General features: G+C 65.4%; 23 protein-coding genes. 11 read left to right on the top strand and 12 right to left on the bottom strand.

The window, feature by feature from the left end:
* The first annotated feature begins 66 nt into the window (after positions 1-66).
* Positions 67-1,065 carry an SDR family oxidoreductase gene (locus MFF24_RS16945; protein ID WP_238225826.1) on the top strand — a complete coding sequence of 333 codons (999 nt, stop codon included), beginning with the start codon at positions 67-69 and terminating at the stop codon, positions 1,063-1,065.
* A gap of 16 nt (positions 1,066-1,081) precedes the next feature.
* Here the strand turns inward: MFF24_RS16945 and MFF24_RS16940 are convergent, their stop codons facing one another.
* Positions 1,082-2,287 (bottom strand): DUF2252 family protein, encoded by a 1,206-nt coding sequence (locus MFF24_RS16940; protein WP_238225824.1) that lies wholly within the window; start codon positions 2,285-2,287, stop codon positions 1,082-1,084.
* Positions 2,288-2,803: 516 nt separating this feature from the next.
* Here MFF24_RS16940 and MFF24_RS16935 point away from each other — a divergent pair.
* The 3 genes from MFF24_RS16935 to MFF24_RS16925 all read left to right on the top strand — a co-directional run bounded on the left by MFF24_RS16935 (position 2,804) and on the right by MFF24_RS16925 (position 8,953).
* Complete coding sequence (locus tag MFF24_RS16935) at positions 2,804-5,224, top strand: hybrid sensor histidine kinase/response regulator (RefSeq protein ID WP_238225822.1); 2,421 nt, start codon at positions 2,804-2,806, stop codon at positions 5,222-5,224.
* Between the two features lie 157 nt (positions 5,225-5,381).
* Complete coding sequence (locus MFF24_RS16930) at positions 5,382-6,908, top strand: ATPase domain-containing protein (RefSeq protein WP_238225820.1); 1,527 nt, start codon at positions 5,382-5,384, stop codon at positions 6,906-6,908.
* Positions 6,905-8,953, top strand: coding sequence for an ATP-binding protein (locus tag MFF24_RS16925; protein WP_238225818.1), 2,049 nt, complete (start codon positions 6,905-6,907; stop codon positions 8,951-8,953). The genes MFF24_RS16930 and MFF24_RS16925 overlap by 4 nt, the downstream gene beginning before the upstream one ends.
* 211 nt (positions 8,954-9,164) lie before the next feature.
* Here the strand turns inward: MFF24_RS16925 and MFF24_RS16920 are convergent, their stop codons facing one another.
* The 3 genes from MFF24_RS16920 to MFF24_RS16910 all read right to left on the bottom strand — a co-directional run bounded on the left by MFF24_RS16920 (position 9,165) and on the right by MFF24_RS16910 (position 11,078).
* A complete protein-coding gene (locus MFF24_RS16920) occupies positions 9,165-9,506 on the bottom strand; it encodes a hypothetical protein (protein WP_238225816.1) in 342 nt (113 codons plus the stop codon).
* A gap of 44 nt (positions 9,507-9,550) precedes the next feature.
* Complete coding sequence (locus MFF24_RS16915) at positions 9,551-9,910, bottom strand: hypothetical protein (RefSeq protein WP_238225814.1); 360 nt, start codon at positions 9,908-9,910, stop codon at positions 9,551-9,553.
* Between the two features lie 604 nt (positions 9,911-10,514).
* A complete protein-coding gene (locus MFF24_RS16910; RefSeq protein WP_238225812.1) occupies positions 10,515-11,078 on the bottom strand; it encodes a helix-turn-helix transcriptional regulator in 564 nt (187 codons plus the stop codon).
* A 696-nt stretch (positions 11,079-11,774) separates the two neighbouring features.
* Between MFF24_RS16910 and MFF24_RS16905 the strand changes: the two genes are divergently transcribed.
* Positions 11,775-12,836, top strand: coding sequence for a hypothetical protein (locus MFF24_RS16905; RefSeq protein ID WP_238225810.1), 1,062 nt, complete (start codon positions 11,775-11,777; stop codon positions 12,834-12,836).
* A gap of 83 nt (positions 12,837-12,919) precedes the next feature.
* On the opposite strand, the gene MFF24_RS16900 is transcribed toward MFF24_RS16905, so the two are convergent.
* A complete protein-coding gene (locus MFF24_RS16900) occupies positions 12,920-13,066 on the bottom strand; it encodes a hypothetical protein (protein WP_238225808.1) in 147 nt (48 codons plus the stop codon).
* A gap of 58 nt (positions 13,067-13,124) precedes the next feature.
* Between MFF24_RS16900 and csgH the strand changes: the two genes are divergently transcribed.
* From csgH to MFF24_RS16875, 5 genes are all read left to right on the top strand, one after another.
* Positions 13,125-13,454 (top strand): curli-like amyloid fiber formation chaperone CsgH, encoded by a 330-nt coding sequence (gene csgH / locus MFF24_RS16895; RefSeq protein ID WP_238225806.1) that lies wholly within the window; start codon positions 13,125-13,127, stop codon positions 13,452-13,454.
* Between the two features lie 307 nt (positions 13,455-13,761).
* Positions 13,762-14,367, top strand: a complete 606-nt coding sequence (locus tag MFF24_RS16890; protein ID WP_238225804.1) for a hypothetical protein — start codon at positions 13,762-13,764, stop codon at positions 14,365-14,367.
* Between the two features lie 38 nt (positions 14,368-14,405).
* The gene (locus MFF24_RS16885) at positions 14,406-14,849 is read left to right on the top strand and encodes a curli production assembly/transport component CsgF (protein ID WP_133088803.1); all 444 of its coding nucleotides are present in this window, start codon (positions 14,406-14,408) and stop codon (positions 14,847-14,849) included.
* A gap of 135 nt (positions 14,850-14,984) precedes the next feature.
* Complete coding sequence (locus MFF24_RS16880) at positions 14,985-15,908, top strand: CsgG/HfaB family protein (RefSeq protein ID WP_133088804.1); 924 nt, start codon at positions 14,985-14,987, stop codon at positions 15,906-15,908.
* A 5-nt stretch (positions 15,909-15,913) separates the two neighbouring features.
* Positions 15,914-16,786 (top strand): lytic transglycosylase domain-containing protein, encoded by an 873-nt coding sequence (locus tag MFF24_RS16875; protein WP_238225802.1) that lies wholly within the window; start codon positions 15,914-15,916, stop codon positions 16,784-16,786.
* Between the two features lie 88 nt (positions 16,787-16,874).
* Here MFF24_RS16875 and MFF24_RS16870 read toward each other — a convergent pair whose 3' ends face one another.
* The gene (locus MFF24_RS16870; protein ID WP_238225799.1) at positions 16,875-17,231 is read right to left on the bottom strand and encodes a curlin repeat-containing protein; all 357 of its coding nucleotides are present in this window, start codon (positions 17,229-17,231) and stop codon (positions 16,875-16,877) included.
* 572 nt (positions 17,232-17,803) lie between these two features.
* On the opposite strand from MFF24_RS16870, the gene MFF24_RS16865 reads away from it, so the two are divergent.
* Positions 17,804-18,646 (top strand): hypothetical protein, encoded by an 843-nt coding sequence (locus MFF24_RS16865; protein WP_238225798.1) that lies wholly within the window; start codon positions 17,804-17,806, stop codon positions 18,644-18,646.
* Between the two features lie 29 nt (positions 18,647-18,675).
* On the opposite strand, the gene MFF24_RS16860 is transcribed toward MFF24_RS16865, so the two are convergent.
* The 6 genes from MFF24_RS16860 to purL form a co-directional block, all read right to left on the bottom strand.
* A complete protein-coding gene (locus MFF24_RS16860) occupies positions 18,676-18,831 on the bottom strand; it encodes a hypothetical protein (RefSeq protein WP_238225796.1) in 156 nt (51 codons plus the stop codon).
* 245 nt (positions 18,832-19,076) lie between these two features.
* The gene (locus tag MFF24_RS16855; RefSeq protein WP_238225793.1) at positions 19,077-19,961 is read right to left on the bottom strand and encodes an SMP-30/gluconolactonase/LRE family protein; all 885 of its coding nucleotides are present in this window, start codon (positions 19,959-19,961) and stop codon (positions 19,077-19,079) included.
* A gap of 109 nt (positions 19,962-20,070) precedes the next feature.
* Positions 20,071-20,973: an NAD(P)/FAD-dependent oxidoreductase gene (locus MFF24_RS16850; protein WP_238225791.1), complete on the bottom strand. Its 903-nt coding sequence runs from the start codon at positions 20,971-20,973 to the stop codon at positions 20,071-20,073.
* A 71-nt stretch (positions 20,974-21,044) separates the two neighbouring features.
* Positions 21,045-21,380: a Grx4 family monothiol glutaredoxin gene (gene grxD / locus MFF24_RS16845; protein ID WP_108938255.1), complete on the bottom strand. Its 336-nt coding sequence runs from the start codon at positions 21,378-21,380 to the stop codon at positions 21,045-21,047.
* Between the two features lie 73 nt (positions 21,381-21,453).
* Entirely contained in the window at positions 21,454-21,690 is a 237-nt protein-coding gene (locus tag MFF24_RS16840) for a BolA family protein (protein WP_108938254.1), read from the bottom strand.
* A gap of 27 nt (positions 21,691-21,717) precedes the next feature.
* The gene (purL, locus tag MFF24_RS16835) at positions 21,718-23,943 is read right to left on the bottom strand and encodes a phosphoribosylformylglycinamidine synthase subunit PurL (RefSeq protein WP_238225789.1); all 2,226 of its coding nucleotides are present in this window, start codon (positions 23,941-23,943) and stop codon (positions 21,718-21,720) included.
* Positions 23,944-24,023 lie beyond the last annotated feature (80 nt).

Genomic DNA, 24,023 nt, shown 5'->3' with positions numbered 1-24,023 from the left:
AGTTGGGCCCGTCGCGCGTACCCCCCTCGCGATCGCATCGAAGCGACAGGACAGGAGCGGGCCGGGATGGGACACAAGCCTCTGCGCGAGCAGGTCATCGTCGTCACCGGGGCATCCAGCGGGATCGGTCTCGCGACCGCGCGCATGGCCGCGCGACGCGGCGCCCGGGTTGTCCTCGCGGCCCGCAGCGAGGCGATCCTGGCCGAGATCGCCGCCGAGCTCGGGCCGCGGGCCACCCACTTCGTCGCGGATGTCGGCCGGCGCGAGGATGTCCAGGCGATTGCCGACCATGCCCTCGCCACCTTCGGCGGGTCCGACACCTGGGTGAACGTGGCCGGCCTCACCGTCTACGGACCGCTGCGCGAGATCGCCGCCGAGGACCACGAGCGGCTGATCCGCACCAATTTCTGGGGCACGGTCTACGGCTCGCTCATCGCCGCGGAGCACTTACGCGAGCGCGGCGGCGCCATCATCAATGTCGGCAGCATCGCCTCCGATCTCGCCTTCCCGTTCCAGGGGCTCTACGCCGCCTCGAAACACGCGGTGAAAGGCTTCACCGACACGCTGCGGATGGAGTTGCGGGCGGAGGGCGCTCCGGTCTCGGTGACGCTGGTGAAACCCGCCTCGATCGACACACCGCTCCCGAACCGGGCGCGCAACTACATGGATCGCGAGCCGACGCTGCCCCCGCCGATCTACCCGCCGCAGGAGGTCGCCAACGCGATCCTGCACGCTGCCGTTCACCCGCAGCGGGACATCATCGTGGGCGGCGGCGGCAAGCTCTTCGTCATGGGCAAGGAATTCGCGCCGGGAGCCTACGACGAACTCGCCCCGGCGATCATCGCCCTGCAGAAACGGTCGGAGCCGCCGCGCAACCCGGAGGGCGCGCTTCACAGGCCCGAGGGCGCCGGTCGGGAGCGGGGCGACCCGCCGGTCTACGTCATGCGCACGAGCGCCTACACCCGCGCGACCCTGCACCCGCTCGCCACCGCAGGACTAGCGGCCGGACTAGCGGCCACGGCAGCCCTGGTCCTCGGCGGACGCCATACGGGCCGCCGATCCTGAGGGGCGCACCCGCGTTTTAGGCGGCCTGCCGGCCGGCGTAGCGAAGGCAGTGCTGAAGGTAGCCGACCTCGTGGCGGCCGGCGAGTTCGACCACGCTGGACCAGAGCCAGGACGGCGCCCCCTCATCCGTGGCGCCCTTCTTCGTGACCTCGGCGCGCCAAGCCGACCGCGCTCCGGCCTCCATCTGACGGCCATGCGCCTTGCCGACCACGTAGGCGAGGTAATGCGCGGCGCGCACCGCCTCCTCGCGGCCGAACTGATCGACATCGAGCTTCAGATCCTGCGGCGCGAGTTCGCGCATCACGACCGGCTTTCCGAGCAGATGAACCGGCAGCATGCGCTCCCCGAGATTCGGTGACAGCGCCCGCGCCCCGGTCACCACCCGCTCGGCCGGGTCGGGTGGCATCTGCGCACCGGGCGCGGGCGGGGCGGCGGTCTCGACCGCTTCCTTCAGGTCCACCAGCGCGAGACGGCGCTTTTCATTCGGCTCGGTGATGCCGACGAGGACGGCGTAGCGCAGGAAGCCGAGCGAGCTGCAGCCCTTCATCCAATAGGCCGCGTCGATCAGGCGGGCTTCGGCACCCTCGCTTCGCCCGTTCAGCGCCAGCACGAGATGGCGTACCGCCTCTTCCTGAAACAGCTCGTCGAGCGCCCGGCGCTCGCCCGCATCGAGAGCCCAGAACTTGCGCCCCAGCGGAATGGCCGGCTCCACGCGCTTGAGACGCTCCCGGGCGAGGTGCTTCCAGTGCCGGCCGAGCGCCCGGCGTCGCACCGAGCGCACCACATCCGGCTCGGGCGGGTGGCTGTCATCCTCGTCCGCGTGCAGGCCCACCGCGTAGCCCGCGATCATCTCCTCCAGCATCCGGGCCGTGACGACACCGGGAAGATCCGAGCCGCGGGCGGCGCTCGCGAGCGACAGCCCGAGGCGAACGAGATCGTGCGTCGGGTTTCCGATCACCGTCTGGTCGAGGTCGCGGATCTGAATATCGACGCGACCGTCGGCGTCGGCGAGGGGGCCGAGATTGCCGAGATGGCAGTCACCGCAGATCCAGACCGGCGGGCCCTCCGGCAGGGTGCCGCGCGGCAGACCATCGAGCCACTCGTAGAATTTCAGGGTGTTGCCGCGAACGTAGGCATGGGCCGACTGCGCCATCTTGAGCGTGCGCTGCCGCTCGAGCACAATCGCACGTTCCTTAGGACCATACGTGCCGTTCATACGCATCAAAGGGACCTTCGACCCGAACGCCGCGCCATTCGCGCGGTCCGCAGCGACAACGCACGCGAACCACTCTGTATCGCGCGGCCGATCGTCCCCTACGGGATTATAATGAAGGGGGAAACGTGCTGGGGGTGGAGCCGAGCGCTCCTGTCGCTGCCAGTTACAACGGTTCGGTTGTATCTTGTGGCTCGTTGCTACGATTGCTCAGCGTTTATCGAAGAAATTCGAGTATCAAACGCTAAAAACCGAATAGGCCGCAAATCCACCCGGCCTAGGATCGTGGCTTGGAATGTCTATCTTCAATTGACATCTTCGTTCCGACCGTGTGACGAAGGCGCATGCCTTTGATCGGTTCGCGCAGATTTTTATCCTATAGGATTCGAGCAGCCTCCTCGATCATCCAGCCGTCTCCCTCGCGGCGAGCGCCATGAAAACGCACGTTCGAGGCGGTCCGCCGATGGCGGGCGGATCCGTCGCGGTGCCTGCACCGACCCGTTCCGGAAGCAAGGATCTCGAGGCGTGACGGACGCTGAGGCCGAAGAACTGCGCCAGCATGTGGCCGCGTTGGAAGCCGAGAAAGCCCGTCTACGGGAAGCGCTCGAGGAGCAGAACCGCGGCCACGACATCGATCCGCATGCCATGCCCGCCGCCACCCTAGCGGCCAGCCGGGCCCGGCTGCGGGAAGCGCTCACCATCGCGACGGTGGGCGGCATCTACTTCGACTTGGACGGCCAGCTTCTCGATGCCAACGACGCCTTCCTGGCGATGTGCGGCTACAGCCGCGAGGATCTCAACGCCGGGCGCCTCAGTTGGCAGGTGCTGACACCACCGGAATGGCTCGACGTGTCCTGGCGCGCTTTCGAAGACCTGAAGGCCACCGGGCGCACAACCCCTTACGAGAAACAGTACTTCCGTAAGGACGGCTCCCGGTTCTGGGCGATGTTCGGCGCCACGCTGCTGGAGGATGGCCGCGGCTTCGAGTTCGTCATCGACATCACGGACCGCAAGCGGGCGGAAGCCGATCTCGCGGCGCGCGAAGCGGAACTCCGCCTGATCGCCGACGCGATGCCGGCGCTGATCGCGTTCATCGACCGCACCTTCACCTATCGCTTCGCCAATGCCGCCTACGAGGCATGGATCGGCCGAAGGCCCGAGCATGTCGTGGGTCACACGATCGAGGAACTCCTCGGAACAGCCGAGTTCGAGGCCCGCCGCCCGCATATCGAACAGGCCATGGCCGGTGCGGACGTCCAGTTCGAGCGGTCTTGGCCGCATCCGGACGGTCGGCCGCGCGAAGCGGCGATCCGCTACATTCCGAACCTGAGCCCGACCGGAGCGGTCGTCGGCATCTACGTGTTCGTGCAGGACATCACCGACCGCAAGCAGACCGAGGAACTGCTCGCCCAGCGGGCTCAGCAGCTCGAAGCGCAGGTTGCCGAGCAGGAGAAGGCACGGGATCGGATCTGGAACCTCTCGCCCGTCCTCAAATTCGTGGCGCGCCACGACGGCGAGATCCGCTCCGTCAACCCATCTTGGACGCGCTCGCTGGGCTGGTCGGAAGAGGAGACCATCGGGCGTAACGTGCTCGACTTCGTCACGCCCGACGGACGGGAGCAGGCCGCTTCCGACCTGATGCTGCGGGCTGCGACGCCCGCGTCCGGCGACATCGAACTCACACTTCTCACGAAGGAAAGCGGCCCGCGCCATGTCTCCTGGACCGTCGTGCCGGGGGACGACCTCCTCTTTGGGTTCGGCCGGGACATCACCGAGCAACGCTTCGCCGAAGAGGCACTTCGCCAGTCGCAAAAGCTGGAAGCCGTGGGCCAGCTCACCGGCGGCGTGGCGCACGACTTCAACAACCTCCTGACGATCATCCGCTCCTCGATCGACTTCCTGCGCCGCCCGGAACTGCCGGAGGTCCGCAAGGCGCGCTATCTCGACGCCGTCTCCGAAACAGTGGACCGAGCTGCCAAGCTCACCGGGCAGCTCCTAGCCTTTGCCCGCCGCCAAACGCTTAAGCCCGAGGTGTTCGACGTAGGCGCGCGGCTGCACGCGGTTGCCGACATGCTCGACACCGTGACGGGCGCTCGCATACGGGTCGTGACGGAAGGACTGGACACATCCTGTCACGTCCGCGCGGATCTCAGCCAGTTCGAGACCGCGCTCATCAACATGGCGGTCAACGCCCGCGACGCCATGGAAGGGGAGGGCACCCTCACGCTGCGGCTGGCCTGCTCCGTGCCCATGCCGCCGATTCGCGGGCATGCCGGCGCTCCGGGCCCGTTCGCTGCGATTTCGCTGTCGGACACGGGCTCGGGCATCACCGCAGAGCGGATCGGCCGCATCTTCGAGCCCTTCTTCACGACCAAGGAGGTCGGGCGCGGGACCGGTCTCGGCCTCAGCCAGGTCTTCGGCTTCGCCAAGCAATCCGGCGGCGACGTCTCGGTCGAGAGCGTGGTCGGTTACGGCACGACGTTCACCCTCTACCTGCCCGAGACGGCGGCCTTACAGGAAGCCGAGGAACCAGGGAGACAGGGCGACGCGCCGCCGATCGGTGCCGGCCAGCGGATCCTGGTGGTCGAGGACAATGTCGAGGTCGGACGGTTCGCGACCCAGATCCTGCAGGATCTGGGCTTCGAGACGCGGTGGGCCGCCAATGCAGAGGAGGCGCTGACCGCGCTCGGGTCCGAGCCTGCGGCGTTCGAAGCGGTGTTTTCCGATGTGGTCATGCCGGGCATGGGCGGAATCGAGTTGGCCAAGCGGCTGCGCCGCACCCACCCGGACCTCCCGGTGATCCTGACCTCAGGATACAGCCATGTGCTGGCTCAGGAAGGCGCACACGGTTTTCCGCTGGTGCAGAAGCCCTATTCAGCCGAACAGGTCTCGCAAGCCCTCTGCAAGGCGATCGCCCCGCGGCCCCGAGCGGGACGAACCGGATAGGATTGGCGGAGGCCTCCGCCACGCCAATTCGTCCTGCACAGGAATGAGGCCAACCGCCGCGTCAGTGTGTTATCGCCAGAGAAGACGCCCGCCTTCGCGACGTCTACACGAATTTTGGCGAGAGCCGTGACACGGCATGGGAGCTTCGTCGGAACCGATGAGCGAGGCGAGAGGGGTAACGGGTGCTCGGCCGGGTTCCGATACCAGGATCTCGACCGGGGTCCCCGGCTTGAACGAGATTCTCGGCGGCGGCCTGACGCCGGACCGGCTCTATCTGCTTGAAGGCACTCCCGGCACCGGGAAGACGACACTGGCGCTGCAGTTCCTCCTCGAAGGCGCGGCACAGGATGAGCGAAGCCTGTACGTGACGCTCTCGGAGACCGCGGACGAACTCCGCGCCGCGGCGGCGAGCCACGGATGGTCCCTCGACGGAATCGACGTCTACGAACTGGTCAACGAGATGGGCCTCGATCCCGACAGCGAGCAGTCCATCCTGCACCCGTCCGAAATCGAACTCGGTGAGACCGTCCGGGAGGTTATCGCTCGCGTCGAGACCGTGAAGCCAGAGCGCGTGGTGTTCGACAGCCTGTCGGAGCTGCGCCTGTTGGCGCAAAACCCGCTGCGCTACCGTCGTCAGATCCTGGCCCTGAAGCAGTTCTTCTCCAAGCGGTCCTGCACCGTGCTGATGCTCGACGACCGTACCTCCGAGGCCGGCGACCTGCAGCTTCACAGCATCGCCCACGGCGTGATTTCTCTCGATCAGACCCCGCGTGATTTCGGCTCCGAGCGTCGGCGCCTGCGCATCGTCAAGATGCGCGGCATCAAGTTCCGCGGCGGCTATCACGACTTCGTCATGGAGACCGGCGGCGTCGAGGTCTTCCCGCGCCTCGTCGCCGCCGACCACCACGCGACCTTCGACGCGACCGCACGGCCGACCGGCTCGGCCGAGTTGGACCTGCTGCTCGGCGGCGGCCTCGTACCCGGTACCAACACGCTGCTGCTCGGCCCGTCGGGCGTGGGCAAGACGACCACCGCGGTGCGTTGCATGCTGGCCGCGCTCGAACGCGGCGAGACCGCGACGTATTATCTGTTCGACGAGGGGCTTAACACGCTGATCACCCGGGCTGCCCTGCTCGGCATGGATCTGGGCCCGCATCTCGAGGCCGGACGGCTCACTCTGACCCAGATCGACCCGGCGGAGCTGTCACCCGGGGAGTTCGCCTCCATCGTCAGACAGGCGGTCGAGGAACGCGGATCGACCTTCGTCGCGGTCGACAGCCTCAACGCGTACCTGCACGCGATGCCGGGCGAGGAGTACCTCGTCCTCCAGATGCACGAACTCCTGAGCTACCTGAACCAGAAGGGTGTGATGACGCTTCTCGTGCTCGGGCAGCACGGCGTCATCGGCGAGGTCCGCACCGATATCGATCTGAGCTACCTCAGCGACTGCATCCTGCTGTTCCGCTTCTTCGAAGCGCGGGCCGAGATCCGAACCGCGCTTTCGGTGGTGAAGAGCCGCGTGAACGCGCATGAGCGCACGATTCGCGAGTTGCGGCTCTCGACCGAAGGGTTGCGTGTCGGTGAAGCTCTGACTGATTTCGAAGGCGTGCTCACGGGTCTGCCGGCCTATCGGGGGCAGGTGGCGATGTTGCAGGATCCCGAGGCACCGGGGAATAGGGCGTGAGGGACCCCACGGAGGAGCGGGCCCTCATTCTGGCTCCGCGTGGGCGGGATGCCGCCGTCATCGAGCAAGTGCTGAACCGCTCGGGCATCGACAACGTCGTCTGCACCGACGTGGCGGAGTGGGTGGGATGCCTACGTTCCGGCGCGGGAACCGCGATCGTGACCGAGGAGGCCTTGGCCGAGGGTGACATCGCCGACCTGTCGCGCTGGCTCGATGCGCAGGCGCCCTGGTCGGACTTTCCCCTCGTCGTGCTGGCCACGCGCCAAGCCGGGCCGCGAACCCGGCGCGCGGCCGAATTGCTAAGGCAGCTCGGCAACGTGGTCCTGCTGGAGCGCCCGATCAACGCCGAGACACTGACCAGCGCCGTCGTCTCGTCCCTGCGTGCGCGACGGCGACAGTATCAGGCACGGGCGCATCTCCTCGAGCGGGAGCGAGCCCAGCACCAGCTTAGACTGGCGAACGAGGAGCTGGAGCGGCGCGTGGCCGAGCGAACGCGCGAGGTCGCGGCGGCCCACGAAACCCTGGCCTTCGCCCTTGATGCGGCCGGGATGAGTTCGTGGGATATCGACGTCGTGACCGGGATCCATCGCGGCTCGCCGCGCTTCGATGCCGTGTTCGGCTACGAGGGTGCGGGACGGGATTGGGACCGCGAAACCTTCCTGGCCCACGTGCTCGAAGAGGACCGGAGCATCGCTGAGGAGGCTTTCGCCGGCATCGTCGAGAGCGGCCGGCTCGACCTCGAATGCCGCATCCGGCGCACGGATGGGGCGGTCCGCTGGATCGCCATGCGCGGGCAGGTCAAGCGCGACCGAGCCGGCCAAGCTTCTCGTGTCGCCGGCATTCTCATGGATCGCAGCGATCAGCACGTCACCGAGGAGGCGCTGCGGCAGGCGCAGAAGATGGAGGCCATCGGCCAGCTCACCGGCGGCGTGGCGCACGACTTCAACAACCTCTTGACCGTGATCGTCGGCGGCCTCGACATGATGCTGCGCCGTCCTGAGCAGACCGATCGCGTGAAGCGCTTGGCCGAGGCGGCCATGGGCGCGGCGCGGCGCGGCGAACAATTGACCCAGCAGCTCCTCGCCTTCTCCCGCCGCCAGATGCTACGGCCGCAAACGCTGAACCCGAACCGGTTGCTGCTGGATTTCCGACCGCTCGCCGAGCGCGCGGCCACCGGCGCCGTCGCGCTGACCTTCGATCTCGACCCGGCCCTGGACCCGATCCGCATCGACCCGGCCCAGTTCGAGGCGGCGGTGCTGAATCTGGTCGTCAATGCGCGCGATGCCCTGGAGGGTCGGGACGGACCGGCGCACATCGCGGTCACGAGCCGCAACGTCCGGCTCGGTACGGCCGCGGTCGCCGACAAGGACGTGCCGCCGGGCCCCTACGTTCTGGTTTCCGTCACGGACACCGGCAGCGGCATCCCCGCCGACAAGCTCCAGCGCGTGTTCGAGCCGTTCTTCACCACCAAAGAGGTCGGCAAGGGAACCGGACTGGGGCTCAGCCAGGTCTACGGCTTCACCCGCAGCGCCAAGGGCTTCGCGCAGATCGAGTCGGCGATGGGCCGGGGCACCACGGTCAGCCTGTACTTTCCCCGCTCGACCGACCCGGCCGGTGAGGAAGTCGGGACCGGCCCGGTCGGCGCCATCCCGCTGCGCCGCGCCGGCGAGGGTGAGACGGTGCTGCTGGTCGAGGACGACGAGCATGTGCTCGGCATGGCGGTCGAGAGCCTGGAAGAGCTGAGCTACCGGGTCATCGTGACCCGCAACGCGAACGAGGCTCTGGCGTATCTGCACGGCGTCGAGCGCATCGACATCCTGTTTTCGGACGTCGTCATGCCGGGAGGGATGAACGGCTCGCAACTTGCGGTTGAGGCACGGCGCATTCGGCCCGACATCAAGATCCTGCTGACGTCGGGCTACGTGGCGAATCTCGACGAGGGACAAATCATCGGTCAGGGCGAGCTTCCGGTGCTCAACAAGCCCTACCGCCGCGACGAACTCGCCCGATCGCTCCGATTGGTGCTCGGCGGCGAAAGGGCCTGATACGGCGCGGAAACGCGCCATGGGTCGCGTGGTACGGTCGTCGTCCACACCGATGAATGGTCGAACGGCCTGCGCCTTCGGCGGAGGTCACGCACCGAGGCGTCGGCGCCAGAGAGCCGCACCGAGACCATCGAGCCGGATCACGTCTCCAGCGCCCTGATCCGACGTGCATTCCTTGCACGAACCGGCGGCCTGGTCGTCGCGAGGCACGCTACTTGTTGAGATCGATCACCCCGCGCTTCGGCGGGGATCGATTTGGCGCCTTGTCGGCGCTGCCAAGCCACTCGGGCGATTCCTTGTAATCCGCAGCCGGCGGCGTCTTGCTGTTGAGCTGGTCGCGCTCAGCCTGGGCAGGGCTCTTGACGGCCGGGATGGGCGCGGATTGCGGGTACTGCGCCGCCGGGCCGCGCAGCTGAAACCCGTCGATGCAGCGTCGGAGCGCAATCGGATCGGTGATGAACGTGCATTCGTTCACGTTTGTGATGGCTTGAGCCATACTTGGCACCGGCGACGCCGAAAACAGGACGACAAAAGCCGTCAAGATCCGTCGCATCGCCAGCCTCCCAATCTTGCGTCCTCCCACCGACAGAGCCGCCTTCAGCGGCCCGCCGACGGGGCGACCTGGCGGATCTCAACCTCGCTGGGCTCGCTTGGTCGGGGCCGCTTCACCTGCGCCTGAGGCGCCGCCGGAGCAGCCTGTCCGCGTCCCGCACTGCCCGAGCCGGCAGGAAGCACGGCCGCGCTCGTATTCGCCCCCTTACCGTCGATCCGTCCGACGCGCACCTTGACGCCACGAACCGACCGGCCGGCCGTATCGTAATCGCACTCGTAGGTGATGCGCACCCACTGGCCCTGCGGATTGAGGAACCGCACGGAGTCGCCGCGGAACTTCACCACGGTATCGGCTCCGGCCGGGGGCTCGGCCTCTTGGAAGACGCTTCCCGTCGGCCGGTTCATCCACTCGAAGTCGGTCGGTGCCTGCCGCTCAATTCCCGGAACACAGGCCTGGACGGCCGCAGGGATTGCCTGGCGCGCACAGGACGCATCACACCCGGCCTTGGCACCCTCAGCCGGCCCCGGCTTGGGATCGGGCTTTACGTCCTGAGCCGAGGCCGAGAGCAGGCCCAATCCGAGCCAACCGATACAGGCCAGGGTGCGCGTCCATCCAGACGAGGACAAGGCCCGACCTGCCCCCCGTCCCGCCACGATCCGTGTCATCCGTCGAACTCTCCCTCACCCGCGCGAGCAGGCCGGCGCCCAGCCGCAACGAACGGCAGCGGGCTTGGCGACCCATAAACGCCTTTTTCGGCCTCAACCACTATCGATCATTCGTGGACGGCCACTTTCTCGGTCCCGGACTAATCATTGCCCATGGCTGTTGCCAAAATGCAAATGGAGTACGCGCGCCTGTAAAATCATAAGAGAGGCACCGTCAATTGAAACGGCGGATGGTCGATCTCAGACAGGGACCTCCCGATATAACCAGTCGGATCGTCCCGGCTATCGCAAGCGATAAAACATGTTTGGTGGTGCGATCAAAAAAAATGTTGGCGATAGATGGTTAAGTGACCGGATCCAACGTCGGTGAGAACTGGCACACCCGGGCAAGCAATGCGACGAGCTCTGGCTGACGCGAGGTTCCCGTCTTGGCGAAGATCGAGGCAAGCTGTGAGCGCAGCGTAGCAATACTGACTTTGCGGCTCTGCGCGATCGTGGCCAGCGGCAAACCCCGGCTGATCTCCGCCGCAAGTCGCCCCTCGGCGGCCGTGAGGCCGAAAATCTTTTCCAGCACCGGGGCGCAGACTTGGGCGCGAACGGCAAGATCGATCAGGATCAGCAGGCGGTGCGCTTCTCCCATCGCGGTGATGTCCATCGCCTGGAAGACCAGCCGCTGATCGTTGCGTGGCCGCTCGAGCTCGACGGTTCCGAACGGCTCCGTCAGCGCGCTGTTGATCATTCGGCCCGTGAACGGCTCGGCGTCCGGGAATGCCATATCGGCGGCATGGTTCGAAAGGATCCGCTTCGCAAGCTGATTGCAATCCGTCGTCCGTGCGCGGCAATTGATCAATACCGCCGCAGATCCGACTTTATCGAGAACATTGAGCAGGGCATATTTGTCCGGCATATTCGGCAATCTTCGGGATTTTTAATTACCATAAACTTCACATCACGCCGCACTCGCCGGATGAACGACCACTTCGTGAATCTACAAGCGGCAGCCTCGATGACATTAACGATATAAGCGCAGTGATGCGCTCAGGTCACTACCCGTGAGTACCGACGAAGTGGTGTTTCGCACAACGTCAAACTACGCACGTTCCTGCATGAACGGCTTCTATCCTGGCATAGATTCGCGATAAGCCTGCCAGATTACCGTACAAGTCTATGCACTTCGCGCCTTGCGCGATAGATCTGCCGTAGATCAGTCAAGCGTTGTACTGCGGATCAGCAACATTTCGAAATATTCCTGAAGGGATTTTGCCTCTTTCGCGACCGGATTTGCGCTTGCCTCGATCGTCGAATGTTAAAACGATAGGAACTGATATTTTTATCAGTCATGCCCAAGCTTTCAATCACTTCAGACAAGGCTCATTGAGATCTTCGCAAATTTTGCCAGCAGGTTAAGGTAAACGGATCCTTTCCATCCAAAATGGCATCTTATCATTCGAATGAATGATGCGGCTTTCGGCGGCCCCTCGTATTTAAGACCCCGTTAACGACTGCACGAAGCCGCCGCCTCACCCGCCAGACTGGTCAACAGTCGGTAAAATCCGGCGAGGCGACTGCCGAATGACAGAAATCAACTTACAGGGGACTAGTCATGAAGCACTTCACCGTCGCCACGATCAGCACGCTCGCGCTTCTCGTTGGTGCGCCTGCTCTCGCCGCCGGCAACAACGAGGCCGCCACGGAGCAGCGGGGCTACAGCAACACGCTCGACCTCACGCAGTCTGGCACGTACAACACCGTCACTGTCGAGCAGAACGGCAGCCGGAACGCGTTCGACGGCGATCAGACCGATGGCTCCCGCAACCTGATCGACCTGACGCAGGAAGGCCGCTTCAACTACGCCGCCAGCGGGCAGGCCGGCAGCCGCAACGCCACCACGACGATCAACCAGGATACCGCCCGCACCGCGCCCAGAGATGCCGGCCATTTCGCTGTCACGCAGCAGGACAGCACCCAGAACTCGGAGATCGAGGTCAAGCAGGTCGGTCAGAGCCAGGTCGCTGTCGCGACTCAGGCTGACGACACCCGTAACAACTCCAAGATTGTCATCGATCAGTCTCTGACCACTAACGAAGCCTACGCTTCGCAGTGGAATGTCTCCGGCTCCACCATGTATGTCGGCCAGGCCGGCGAGTTCAACACGGCCAACGTGGCCCAGGATGACTCGACGGGCACGCACGCCAACGTCATTCAGTGGGGATCTGCCAACTACGCGGAAGTCGGACAGACCGGTAATCGGAATTCCACGGCGAGCCTCTCGCAGTCCGGTGCTTTCAACGGCGCTGCTATTCTGCAGAGCGGCTCAGAGGGCAGCGACATCATCGCGGACCAGTACGGTTTCGACAACTTCCTGGTCGCGACGCAGACCGCCTCGAATGGCGCCCGGATCTCCACGCAGCAGTACGGCTGGAGCAACGTCGCCGACATCTCTCAGAACAACTCGAATGGCGCAGGCATCTACCTGCTCCAGTCTGGCGCTCTGAACTACGCGAACCTCACGCAGGATAACTCGGGTGCGAGCACGATCACGGGCGCCCAGCTCGGCATCGGCAACTCGCTCACGGCCGCGCAGTACAACAATGTGGGCAGCACCATCCTGAGCGCGCAGTACGGCACCAGCAACACCGCGACGATCGTTCAGCACAGCAAGTAAGTCGTCGCAGACGAACACAGGCGTGATCTCTGACTAAAATGGGGTCACGCCCACCGACTGAAAAAGGCCATCGACCTGCCTCGTCAGGCCGGTGGCTCTTCCCTTTCAGGAATGATCTTCGGCTGATCACCGGATTTCGGCCTGCCGGAAAAGATGCATCGGACATCTTCACGGAACACTGCATTCGGCCGCTGCGCGCTGAAGCCGGCCGGTTCGAACATCCCGGACAAGCTGCGCCCTCCGGGATCCGGCCACGGTTCGAGCGTTATAGCGAAGTGCGGAACGACCATGCACGGCGACCTTCCACCTCCGCCCATCACCTGCACCCTTTCCGAACAGCGGCAGGGCTCACAGGTTCGAATCGACGCGGAGATCCGCTCGACCACATCGCAATCGGGAACCTACCGCCTGGTGGTTTCGAAGCGGGGATCGTCCGGCAACGCACAGCTCAGCCAGCAATCCGACCTCGCACTTGCACCGGGCACCACGCTGCGAATTCCGGGACCACGCCTGTCGATCGAACCTGAAGGGCACTATCGAGCCCGCCTCGTCATCCATGCCGGTGACGCCGAATATATCTGCGAGCATGAGGGGCCGAATGTGTCCGATCCGCCCTGACGGGACGCCCGGGCCATCGACACAAGGCGGAGCCATTGAGACGAGCGGCGCCATCCAGGCCGCTCGGTCGGCTGTGGCGCACGGGTCACGCTGGCTCGCAGGAGCGGTCAGGACGACATCAGCAAGACCGGTTCCACATTGACTCCACTCTACCCGTGACACAATACAAATGTAACAAAGATCGGATAACCATCTCGGAAATCTATTCCCCAGATAGCAAGTTATCAAAAAAGTAATCCGCGACGCAAATCAGTACAATGAAATATCAACTAGGAATTCTCTAAGCAGAATTGGGCAAAGTATCGACATGACGAAGACCATTCATAGATTGCCGCCCCGTCATTCTGTCGTTCGTCTAACGGCGTGCGGGCTTTTACTGTCGTTTTCGACGACCGCATCAGCTCAACAGTCGAGCGGACAACCTGTTCCGACCGAAGTGGCCGTCGAGTACGCGACCATCGGGTCGGTCTCGCTCCCGATCCGGATCCTCGGCCTCAACGGCGGTACCGGCGGTCAGGTCGCGACCAACTTGCAAGTCGGCAATGCGAACCGGACCGACATCAGCCAAACCGGTAGGGGCAACGCGGCCGCGATCCAGATCTTCGGCGACGGCAATTCGGCGGCGATCGCGCAGCGGGGCTCGAACAATGTCGGACAGGGTTTGCTGGTCGGGTCGAGCGTCCGCTTCGATCTGCAGCAGACCGGAATCGGCAATCAGGCCGACCTGAGCGTGAACGCGCCCGGGGGCGCGAACCTCCAATTGCGGCAGGACGGCAACGGCAACAGCTTGACCGGTTCCGTTCCGGGCGCAGCCAACGTCGTCGTGAACCAGGTCGGCAACGGCCTTTCCGCCGACGTAACCCAAGTCGGTGTTCCCAAGAACATCAGCGTCCAGCAAGTCCGCGCCCGCTGAGCTGCGGTCCAGAACGCTCCAGAAAGTGAGACTGCACCATGAAGACGCGTTTCCTGGCGGCGGGTGTTCTACTGGCCCTCTCGGCCGGTCCGGTCCTGGCCGGCAATCTCATCTACCAGCCGGTGAACCCCGCTTTCGGCGGAAGTCCACTCAACGGCGGCTGGCTGCAGAGCGAAGCGACCGCTCAGAATATTCCGCAGGCCCGTGAGCAGCGTCTCAACCAGCTGTTCGGCACCCAGGGTGGCCGGAACGGTCTGAATTTGACGCAGGGGCAGCTCTTTGCCCAGCAGTTGCAGTCACAGCTCTTCAGTTCGCTTGCCAACCAGATCACGCGAGCGATCTTCGGCGAGAACGCTCAGCAGAACGGCACGTTCGAGTTCCAGGGTACGACGATCAACTTCGCTCGCGAAGGCGCGAACGTACGTATCCAGATCTTCGATGGCCAAACGACCAGCACCGTGGTGGTGCCTGCCGGTCCCTGAGCCTCGGCAAGTCTTCCATCATCGGGTCCAAGACTGTGCCGACACCAACTCGGACGAAATGGATACGGTGGTTGTGTCACGATAATCCGAAGGCTGTTCCAAGCAGCTCGGTCATGGTCGGGATTATAGATCCTTATGCGGGCTGAAAATCTCTCGATCCGGCGTCTCGTCGTCGGTGGTCTCGTCTGCGCGACGCTCGGCTTGAGCGGGTGCGTTGCCATCGGCGAGCGTGAACCGCTCAACGAGGCGCCGACCGTGACCGAGACATCGCCGACGGGCCTGAATCTCGAGCTGCTACCACCGCCGGCAAAGGCGGTGGACCTCGCCGTCTACAGCTTCCCCGATCTCACCGGTCAAAACAAACCGAGCGACAACTTCGCCGAGTTTTCGCGGGCCGTGACGCAGGGCGGTGCAGCCTTCCTCGTGGATGCCCTGCGTCGGACGGGCGGCGGCCGCTGGTTCCGGGTGGTCGAGCGGGGCAGCCTCGCCAACATCCTGCAGGAGCGGCAGCTCATCCGCGCAACACGCCAGGAATTCGATCAGGATCAGGCCAAGCCCCTGCCGCCGATCCGCTTCGCCGGCCTGCTGGTCGAAGGCGGCATCCTCGCCTATGACGCCAACTTCGTGACCGGCGGCATCGGCGCCCGCTATCTCGGCATCGGCGGCGACATCCGCTACCGGCGCGACGTCGTGACGGTCGGCATGCGCATCGTGTCCGTGCAGTCGGGTGAGGTGCTCACCAGCGTCACGACGACGAAAACAATCTACTCGATCGGTCTCGCCACGAACACGTTCCGTTACGTCGCGGTGAACAAGCTGTTCGAGTTCGATGCGGGCGTGACGCGCAACGAGCCGACCCAGTTCGCCGTGCGCGAGTCGATCGAACTGGCGGTTTACTCGACGCTCATGGAAGGGGCTCGCAAGGGCCTCTGGAAGTTCCGCGATCCGGCGATCGGGCAGCGCCTGCTCCAGGAATATATCGAGCGGGACAAGCCGCTCCCGCCGGTGAGTCCGACCACCGAGGTGGTTCAGGAAGCCGTCGTAGTCGCGAAGAACTGAAGACGATGCGCGGCCTGCTCGCACGGATGGCGCCGGCCCTGGCGGCGGTCGCCCTGGTCGCCTCACCCTCGCAGGCCGATGTTCGCGCCCGCGCCGCGGTGCTGGATCTGACCACACCGGCGCAGACCGTTGCGTCGACCGAACCGCAGAGCGCGGGCATGATCGCCATCGTCGAGAAGATCGCACCGGGAGCCCCGGTCTCGGCGATCGCGACGCTGATCGCTCAGGCGGCCACCAGCACCGGCGTCCCGTCCGATTTTCTCTTGAGATTGTTGAAGCGCGAAAGCGGCTTGAACCCGATGGCCGTGAGCCCGAAGGGCGCCCTCGGCATTGCGCAATTCATGCCGGCGACGGCGGCCGAGCGCGGTCTGGCCGATCCCTTCGACCCGGTTCAGGCCATTCCGAAGGCGGCTGAACTTCTGCGCGATCTGCGCCAGCGCTACGGAAACTGGGCGCTGGCCGCCGCTGCCTACAATGCAGGGCCCGGCCGGGTCGACGCTTGGTTGGTCGGCCGCTTGGAGCTGCCGAAGGAGACGGTGGATTACGTCGCCAACATCACCGGCGTGAACACGGCGAGTTGGCCATCGGCCTATCGTCCGGCCGGACCCGGCTGGCCACTTCAGCTCGCATCCCTCGCGCCGCCGATCCCATTGTTCAGCGTCGCGTCTGACGCCACCCAGATCCGGATATCGGATCGCCGCGAGACGGGGACTAATGCGAAGCGGGGGACGAAGCCGGCGGACGGCACCGGCGCACCGCTGACGACCGCGCAGCTTCGTGCCGCGGCCGGAGGCGTTCTGCGGTCGGCGGGTGCGAGCAATCCCTGTGCGGCCCTGCTGAACTCGGCCGCACAATGTCTCAACTTCAGCCGATATTGATCACGAGCGCGATCGGCCCGAGAGCGATATCGTGAAGGGATGGTGCGGGTGCGGTCGCGTCAGATCCGACCGCGCGACCGCCCCCGCCTCAGCGGCCCTGTCTCAGGGTGATCTGGTTGTACGACCCGGATTGCGTGATGACGGCGTTGTTGGACATCCCGCTTTGCGTGATGCGGATGAGATTGCCGATGCCGGTCTGCGTCGCGTCGATCCGGTTATACATGCCATCCTGCACACCGTAGAAGGCGTTGCCTTGGCCTGGATTCGGCGCGGTATCGAGGCTCGGCGCTACACGGTTCATTGTATTTCGTAGGGCGCCGTTCTCGATGTCCTGCATTGTCGCCTCAGCCCGTGTCAGCAGGCTCGAAAGTTCCTGTGCCTGTGCCAGCCCGGACATTTGCGCCAGAGCGGTGCAACCGACAATGATCGAAACAATTTTACGCATCGGGAGCGATCCTTTTCGTCGCCCGAGGATTGCGTTCGTCCGTTAAGAAAGCTTGTATAGCCAGGAGGCCATCAACAACCCCTGGTTTTTTCCACTTCCATTGCAGAGCAGTCGCATGATCGCGATGTGACCTCACCAGCTGGCTTCGACCGAGCCGATGAGCGGATCAGCCGGAACCGACGCATGTGGTGACGAAGCGAGGTCAGAAGGTGAGAGCCGCGCAGGTGATGCTCAAGTTGCGGCAAATCGCAGTGCAGACAGCACGAAGGACGAGCTTGGCTCTGAACTGCAAGAGGGCTGACAGCACCGAAACCCCAGCCTTGGAGGCGAAGCGGCGCGTGTTTTGCTGCGGGAGGCTCGGGAGCGGGGCCGCTTTCGCGCCGGTAACCTTTCAGTAAACAAACATCCTTAACGAAATCCTTGAACGCCCGGCGACATGGCTTTCGGCTGACTCTCGCCGCAACGACCACGATCGGGCAGCGACGTCGAATCGAAGCCGGTAGCTTCCGAACGACCCGTCGCGTCGATCATCGTTCGAGGTCTGCCGACCTCGTCAGCGGAAAGACTGTGCCATGTCGGAGACGGTCCAAGCGGGCAAGAACGGGGCGAAAGTGCCGACCGGAACGATCTCGCCCGAAGAATTGCTGAAGCAGGCGGTGGCCGGCGCGAAGGCCGGGCCGGCAACAGCGCCCGCCGCGCTGCTCGCGCGCAAGAGCTTTCGCCTCGGCGCCCATGGCCGTCTCGCCGCAGCAAGTGCCGTGGCCCTGATCGGCGGACTGTCCCTCGGCCTTCTCGCCGCACCGCAAGGGCAGGCCGACGAGGGGATCGCGCAGATCCGGAGCGAGTTGGCCGCGGGACGCGTAGAATCGGCTCGGCTCGCGCAGGAGGTGGACCGGCTGGCCCGGATCGCGACGTCCCTGCGCGAGGCCAGCGAGGCCGCTCGCGGTGAGACCAAGGCGCTTGCTGCCGTACTCGGCGAGCGGATCGGTCGCGGCGAGCAGGCGCTCGACAAGCGGTTGGCAAACCTGTCCGAGACGATGAGCCGTAGCGAGCGCGAGCAGACAGAGCGCTTCTCCGGAATGATTGCGGGGCTTGAGAAGAAGTCGCAGGCCGCGACACCCCCCGTTTCGCCCAAGCCCGAGGTGAAATCAGAGGCAAAAGCCGAGCCGCACACGACGGAGCCGACGCAGACCGACAGTCTCCCGGACAAACCGAAGACCGAGACCCTGGGGGGCTGGGCCTTGCGCGACGTCTACGATGGCGTTGCCATCCTCGAAGATCGGCGGCGACGGCTCGTCGAAGTCGGGAGAGGCGACGCCGTGCCCGGCATCGGCCGGGTCGAGGCGATCGAACGTCGTGGCCGGCAATGGGTCGTCGTCACGCGCCAGGGCATCATCACGCCCCAGGCTTGGTAAGATTCTGCCCGTGGCCGAACGATTGCGGTTCAGGTCGCCGGTGCGACTTCGGTGGGCCGGAGCGCAGCGAGGGTGGCACCCGGCACGACCGGAGCCGTTTCGGCCAGCATGGTCGCCCGCTCCAAGCGCATCCGACCACGTTCGCGGGCCTCCTCGCGCGCCTTCGGCGTTGCGTGGAGGATCATTGCGAGAAGTGCCTCGCCGTTACATTGCTCCGTCAGATTCCTCGCATCGAAGACTGGCATGATCCGCTCTCGCCCTCGATGAGGGAACGCGGTTTACGAGCGAAAGCTCGACCGTTCACGAAAAACTGACGAATTGGGGATAAGTTCCGCCAGTTCTTACGCCTTAACCGCACTTTCATATTTGCGCCGCAACGGATGCTATTGCGGTGCGAAGCCGCACGCGAGCGTCGCAAGAGTTGTACAGCTCATGTCTGCGGTAGTTCCAAAAGGCTTGGCGGGAGCCCGCGGAATTCCGTCTCGACTTGATAAAGATGGCCGGCCATTGGATCGAGTTTCGGATCGTGGCCGCGTAGACAGGTCGTGACGTAGAGAGTCGAGAGATTGTCTCCTCCGAACGTACATTTCGTCACGAGCGGTGTGGGCATCGGCACGACATAGGCAATCCGTCCGTCCGGCGTGAAGCGGGTGATGCGTCCGGCGCCGTAATGACAGATCCAGAGGTGGCCGTCGGCGTCGATCGTCAGGCCGTCCGGCTTGCCCCAGCCATCCTCGAAGCGGAGGAGGGGGCGACCTTCGCCGATCCGATCTGCTTCGAGGTCGTGAATCCGCACGATGCCGTGGGCCGTGTCGATCGTGTAGAGACAGCGGCCGTCCGGACTGACGACGGGACCGTTCGTCACGGCGGCAGCCTCTCCGAAGGTCTCGAGACGGTTCCCGTCCCAGCGGTGGAAGCGGCCGGTCTCCGCCTCCTCCCCATCATCCATGCTTCCGAAATAGAGCCGCCCGTCCGGCCCGACCTGTCCGCTGTTCAGCCGGTTGTTCTCGGGATAGTCGTCCGGGCGCACCAGCGGGGTGCGGGATCCGTCCAAAAGGCGCAAGGCGGCCACCCCGGACTTGAAGCCGGCGACGACGCGGTCCGGATCCCGAGTGAGCAGGGCAAAGCCGATCTTCTCATCGAGCGGCAGGCGGGTGGTTTCATTCGTTGCGGGCCAGTGCCGCCAGACCGCAGGGTTCTCGATATCGACCCAGAGCAGCGACCCGTCGCGGGCATCCCACACGACCTCCTCGCCGAGAGCGCAGCCGCAGGCAACGGCGACGCGCGGCGTGTGGGGATGGACGGGTGGGGTCATCATGGCTCCGGAGCATGAACGGGAGGGGCGCAAGGCTTCGCTTGCAACAACGCGCCGTCGCGCCGCTCTTTCCTTCGCCTTCGCGGCCGGATGGCCTATTCTCCTCGTTCTACCGGGTCGCCTCCGCCACGAACTCGGCATTGATGGCGAAGGCAGCCATCGCGCCCTCCGCAGCGGCCACCACTGCGAACTGCACCCGGCGCGAGGCGTCGCCCGCGACGTAGAGGCCGGGCACGTTGGTCTTCTCGTACTCGCGGGTTGGCACGACGCTGCGGGTCTCGTCGAGTTCGCAGCCGAGTTGGGAAATCAGCGGGGAGGGGCTGCAGGCGAACGGCATCAGAAAGAGCGCCGCGCAAGGCGTCGAATTGCCATCGCGAAAGCGCAGACAGGTGGGTCGCGAGCCGTCCCCCTCAAGGCGCGCGATCTCCGTCTCGATCACCCGCACGCCATTGCGGTTCAGCCGGTCGCGGTCCTTGTCCGAGAGATCGGCGTCGCCGCCATTGGTGCAGAGCGTGACGTCCCGGCTCCAACCGGTCAGTTCGAGGGCGAGTCCGCAGCCGCCATGCCCGCGGCCGTAGACGACGAGCGGACGGTCTCGCACCTCGAACCCATCGCAATAGGGGCAGGAATGGACACCGGTGCCCCAGTAAGTGTCAAAACCCTCGATCTCGGGGATGTCCTGCGCGAGGCCTGTTGCGAGGATGAGGCGGCGTGCCCGCTCGCGGCGTCCGTCGGCCAGGAGGATGGTGAAGCCGTCCTCGTCGCGGGAGGCTTCACGAACGGCGATCTCACGACACTCGATCGTCTCGTAGCGCTCGAGATCGGCCCGGCCTTGCGCCCTCAGATCGAAGGGCGGGGTGCCGTCGCGGGTGAACAGACCCCAGGTGCGTGGCGTCGCGGCGTTGCGCGGCTCGCCGGCATCGCAGAGCAGGACCTTGCGGCGCGCGCGACCGAGGATCAGGGCGGCGCTGAGCCCGGCCGGGCCGCCGCCCACGATGATGACGTCGTGCATGTTGATCTCCCGGCGTAGCCGCCGAGAGACAAGCCCGGTGAAGGCGAAGTGTTTCCCGAAAGAGACGCCGCTCAGGCGGCGCTCTTCACCGGCACGCCCTTCTCGGACAGGAACTGCTGCAGTTCACCAGACTGGAACATCTCGCGGGCGATGTCGCAGCCGCCGACGAACTCGCCCTTCACGTAGATCTGCGGAATCGTCGGCCAGTTGGAATAGGCCTTGATGCCCTCACGCACCGCCATGTCGTCGAGCACGTTCACGCCCTTAAACGGCACGCCGAGGTAGTTGAGGATCTGGACGACCTGTCCGGAGAAGCCACACATCGGAAATTGCGGCGTGCCCTTCATGAACACGACCACGTCCTGGGAGTCGATCTCGGTCTTGATGGCGGTGTTGACGTCGGTCATCGCACGGTCCTCGTTGTGTCGTCGTCTCGGTCAGGAGTGAAATCAGACCTGTCCGCCCGATTTCAAGATCGGCTCAATCCTGCGGAACCCCGGTGGTCAGCGCAAGGGCGTGGAGCACGCCCCCCATCCGTCCCTGGAGCGCGCCGTAGACCATCTGGTGCTGCGCCACCCGGGTCTTGCCCTTGAAGGCGGAGGAGATGACGGTCGCGGCGTAGTGGTCGCCGTCGCCCGCCAGATCCTTGATCTCGATCTGGGCGTCGGGCAGCGCCTCGCGGATCATCGACTCGATCTCGCGCGCATCCATCGGCATCGGGGCTCTCCGCTTGCTCTCGTCTCGTTACGCCGCCGGAGCGGCCGGCTGGCTCGCCATGTAGGCGGGGAACCAGCCCTCGTGCGCGGCCTTCAAATCGGCAACGGATATCGTCTCCTCGCCCGGCAGCACCAGACTGTCGCCGCCGACGATACCGACAGTCGCCGCGTCGATCCCCTGCGCCGAGGCGCTGTAGAGAAGGTCGGCCGCCGCTTCGGCCGGCACCGCGATCAGGTAGCGGGCCTGATCTTCGCCGAAGAGGTAGGCATGGGCCGGAACGCCATCTGGCGCAGCGGGCAGCGCCGCGCCGATCCCGCCGGCCATCGCCATCTCGGCGAGCGCCACGGCGAGGCCGCCGTCGGAGAGGTCGTGGACCGTGTCGGCGATGCCGGAGGTAATCAGACTGCGCACGAAATCGCCGTTGCGACGCTCGACCGCCAGATCGACCGGGGGCGGCGCACCTTCCTCGCGGCCGGCGATTTCCGAGAGATAGAGCGACTGGCCGAGCCAGCCTTCGGTCCGGCCGATCAGCACGAGCACGTCGCCCTCGCGCTTGAGTGCGACCGTCGCGTGCTGCTCCACGTCGTCCAAGACGCCGACGCCGCCGATAGTCGGGGTCGGCAGGATGCCGACGCCGTTGGTCTCGTTGTAGAGCGAGACGTTGCCAGACACGACGGGGAAATCGAGGGCGAGGCAGGCCTCGCCGATGCCCTTCAGGCAGCCGACGAGCTGGCCCATCACCTCAGGCTTCTCCGGATTGCCGAAGTTGAGGTTGTCGGTGATGGCGAGCGGACGTCCGCCGACGGCGGTGATGTTGCGCCACGCTTCCGCGACGGCCTGCCGGCCGCCCTCGACCGGATCGGCCTCGCAGTAGCGCGGCGTCACGTCGGTGGTGAGCGCAAGGCCCTTCGGGCCGTCCTCGACCCGGACGATGGCGGCGTCGCCGCCGGGCTTCTGCACGGTGTTACCGAGAATGAAGTGGTCGTACTGCTCGTAGACCCAGCGCTTGGAGGCGAGTTCGGGCGAACCGATCAGGCGCTTGAGCGCGTCCGCATTCGGCAGGCTCGCCTCGACGCTCGCGGCGGCGATCACCGGCTGATGCGTGTTGGCGATGTGCGGCCGGTCGTAGAGCGGCGCCTCGTCGCCGAGTTCCTTGATCGGCAGGTCGGCGACGGTCTCGCCGTTGTGCTTGATGACGAAGCGCAGCGTGTCGGTGGTGTGGCCGATGACGGCGAAGTCGAGCCCCCACTTCACGAAGATCGCCTCGGCCTCGGCCTCCATGCCGGGCTTGAGCACCATGAGCATGCGCTCCTGGCTCTCCGAGAGCATCATCTCGTACGGGGTCATGCCCTCTTCGCGGGTCGGCACCTTCTCAAGGTGCAGCTCCACGCCGAGATCGCCCTTGGCCCCCATCTCCACCGCCGAGCAGGTCAGGCCGGCCGCGCCCATGTCCTGAATGGCGATGACGGCGCCCGAGGCCATCAGTTCGAGGCAGGCTTCGAGCAGCAGCTTCTCGGCGAAGGGATCGCCGACCTGCACGGTCGGCCGCTTCGACTCGCTGGCATCGTCGAACTCGGCTGAAGCCATGGTCGCGCCGTGGATGCCGTCGCGGCCGGTCTTCGAGCCGAGATAGACGATCGGGTTCCCGATGCCGGTGGCCGCCGCGTAGAAGATCGCGTCGGTGCGGGCGAGGCCGACCGCCATGGCGTTGACGAGGATGTTGCCGTCGTAGCGCTTGTGGAAGCCGACGAGGCCGCCCACCGTCGGCACGCCGAAGGAATTGCCGTAGCCGCCCACGCCCGCGACGACGCCGGAGACGAGGTGGCGGGTGCGCGGATGGTCCGGCGAGCCGAAGCGCAGGGCGTTGAGCGCCGCGATCGGCCGCGCGCCCATGGTGAACACGTCGCGCAGGATGCCACCGACGCCGGTCGCCGCGCCCTGATAGGGCTCGATAAAGCTCGGGTGGTTGTGGCTCTCCATCTTGAAGACGCAGGCGAGGCCGTCGCCGATATCGATGACGCCGGCATTCTCGCCCGGCCCCTGGATCACGTGGGGACCTGAGGTCGGCAGGCCGCGCAGGTGCTTGCGCGAGGATTTGTAGGAGCAGTGCTCGTTCCACATCGCCGAAACGATGCCGAGTTCGGTCAGCTTCGGCTCGCGGCCGACGAGCGCGCGGAAGCGCTCATACTCGTCGGGTGTCAGGCCGTGCTGCCGCACCAGCTCGGGCGTGATCGGAACATCGTTGCGAAACATCCGAAGGCTCTATCCCAAACCTCCGTCGCAGGTCGATCCGGCGCTGGCCGGAAACGGTCCATGGCGGACCGGATAGGTTC

Origin of the sequence: Methylorubrum aminovorans (genome assembly GCF_022179725.1) — a bacterium.
Taxonomy (GTDB): Bacteria; Pseudomonadota; Alphaproteobacteria; order Rhizobiales; family Beijerinckiaceae; genus Methylobacterium; species Methylobacterium aminovorans.
The sequence above is the reverse complement of the archived record's forward strand: the minus strand, read 5'-3'. Positions and strand labels throughout refer to the sequence as shown.

Coding starts and splice junctions, on each gene's coding strand:
- MFF24_RS16910 (WP_238225812.1), bottom strand. CDS start 11,078: ATGCCGGACAAATATGCCCTGCTCAATGTTCTCGATAAAGTCGGATCT.
- MFF24_RS16850 (WP_238225791.1), bottom strand. CDS start 20,973: ATGCACGACGTCATCATCGTGGGCGGCGGCCCGGCCGGGCTCAGCGCC.
- MFF24_RS16885 (WP_133088803.1), top strand. CDS start 14,406: ATGAAGACGCGTTTCCTGGCGGCGGGTGTTCTACTGGCCCTCTCGGCC.
- MFF24_RS16875 (WP_238225802.1), top strand. CDS start 15,914: ATGCGCGGCCTGCTCGCACGGATGGCGCCGGCCCTGGCGGCGGTCGCC.
- MFF24_RS16865 (WP_238225798.1), top strand. CDS start 17,804: ATGTCGGAGACGGTCCAAGCGGGCAAGAACGGGGCGAAAGTGCCGACC.
- MFF24_RS16870 (WP_238225799.1), bottom strand. CDS start 17,231: ATGCGTAAAATTGTTTCGATCATTGTCGGTTGCACCGCTCTGGCGCAA.
- purL (WP_238225789.1), bottom strand. CDS start 23,943: ATGTTTCGCAACGATGTTCCGATCACGCCCGAGCTGGTGCGGCAGCAC.
- MFF24_RS16905 (WP_238225810.1), top strand. CDS start 11,775: ATGAAGCACTTCACCGTCGCCACGATCAGCACGCTCGCGCTTCTCGTT.
- csgH (WP_238225806.1), top strand. CDS start 13,125: ATGCACGGCGACCTTCCACCTCCGCCCATCACCTGCACCCTTTCCGAA.
- grxD (WP_108938255.1), bottom strand. CDS start 21,380: ATGACCGACGTCAACACCGCCATCAAGACCGAGATCGACTCCCAGGAC.
- MFF24_RS16880 (WP_133088804.1), top strand. CDS start 14,985: ATGCGGGCTGAAAATCTCTCGATCCGGCGTCTCGTCGTCGGTGGTCTC.
- MFF24_RS16915 (WP_238225814.1), bottom strand. CDS start 9,910: ATGAACCGGCCGACGGGAAGCGTCTTCCAAGAGGCCGAGCCCCCGGCC.
- MFF24_RS16840 (WP_108938254.1), bottom strand. CDS start 21,690: ATGCCGATGGATGCGCGCGAGATCGAGTCGATGATCCGCGAGGCGCTG.
- MFF24_RS16860 (WP_238225796.1), bottom strand. CDS start 18,831: ATGATCCTCCACGCAACGCCGAAGGCGCGCGAGGAGGCCCGCGAACGT.
- MFF24_RS16945 (WP_238225826.1), top strand. CDS start 67: ATGGGACACAAGCCTCTGCGCGAGCAGGTCATCGTCGTCACCGGGGCA.
- MFF24_RS16930 (WP_238225820.1), top strand. CDS start 5,382: ATGAGCGAGGCGAGAGGGGTAACGGGTGCTCGGCCGGGTTCCGATACC.
- MFF24_RS16920 (WP_238225816.1), bottom strand. CDS start 9,506: ATGCGACGGATCTTGACGGCTTTTGTCGTCCTGTTTTCGGCGTCGCCG.
- MFF24_RS16890 (WP_238225804.1), top strand. CDS start 13,762: ATGACGAAGACCATTCATAGATTGCCGCCCCGTCATTCTGTCGTTCGT.
- MFF24_RS16940 (WP_238225824.1), bottom strand. CDS start 2,287: ATGCGTATGAACGGCACGTATGGTCCTAAGGAACGTGCGATTGTGCTC.
- MFF24_RS16855 (WP_238225793.1), bottom strand. CDS start 19,961: ATGACCCCACCCGTCCATCCCCACACGCCGCGCGTCGCCGTTGCCTGC.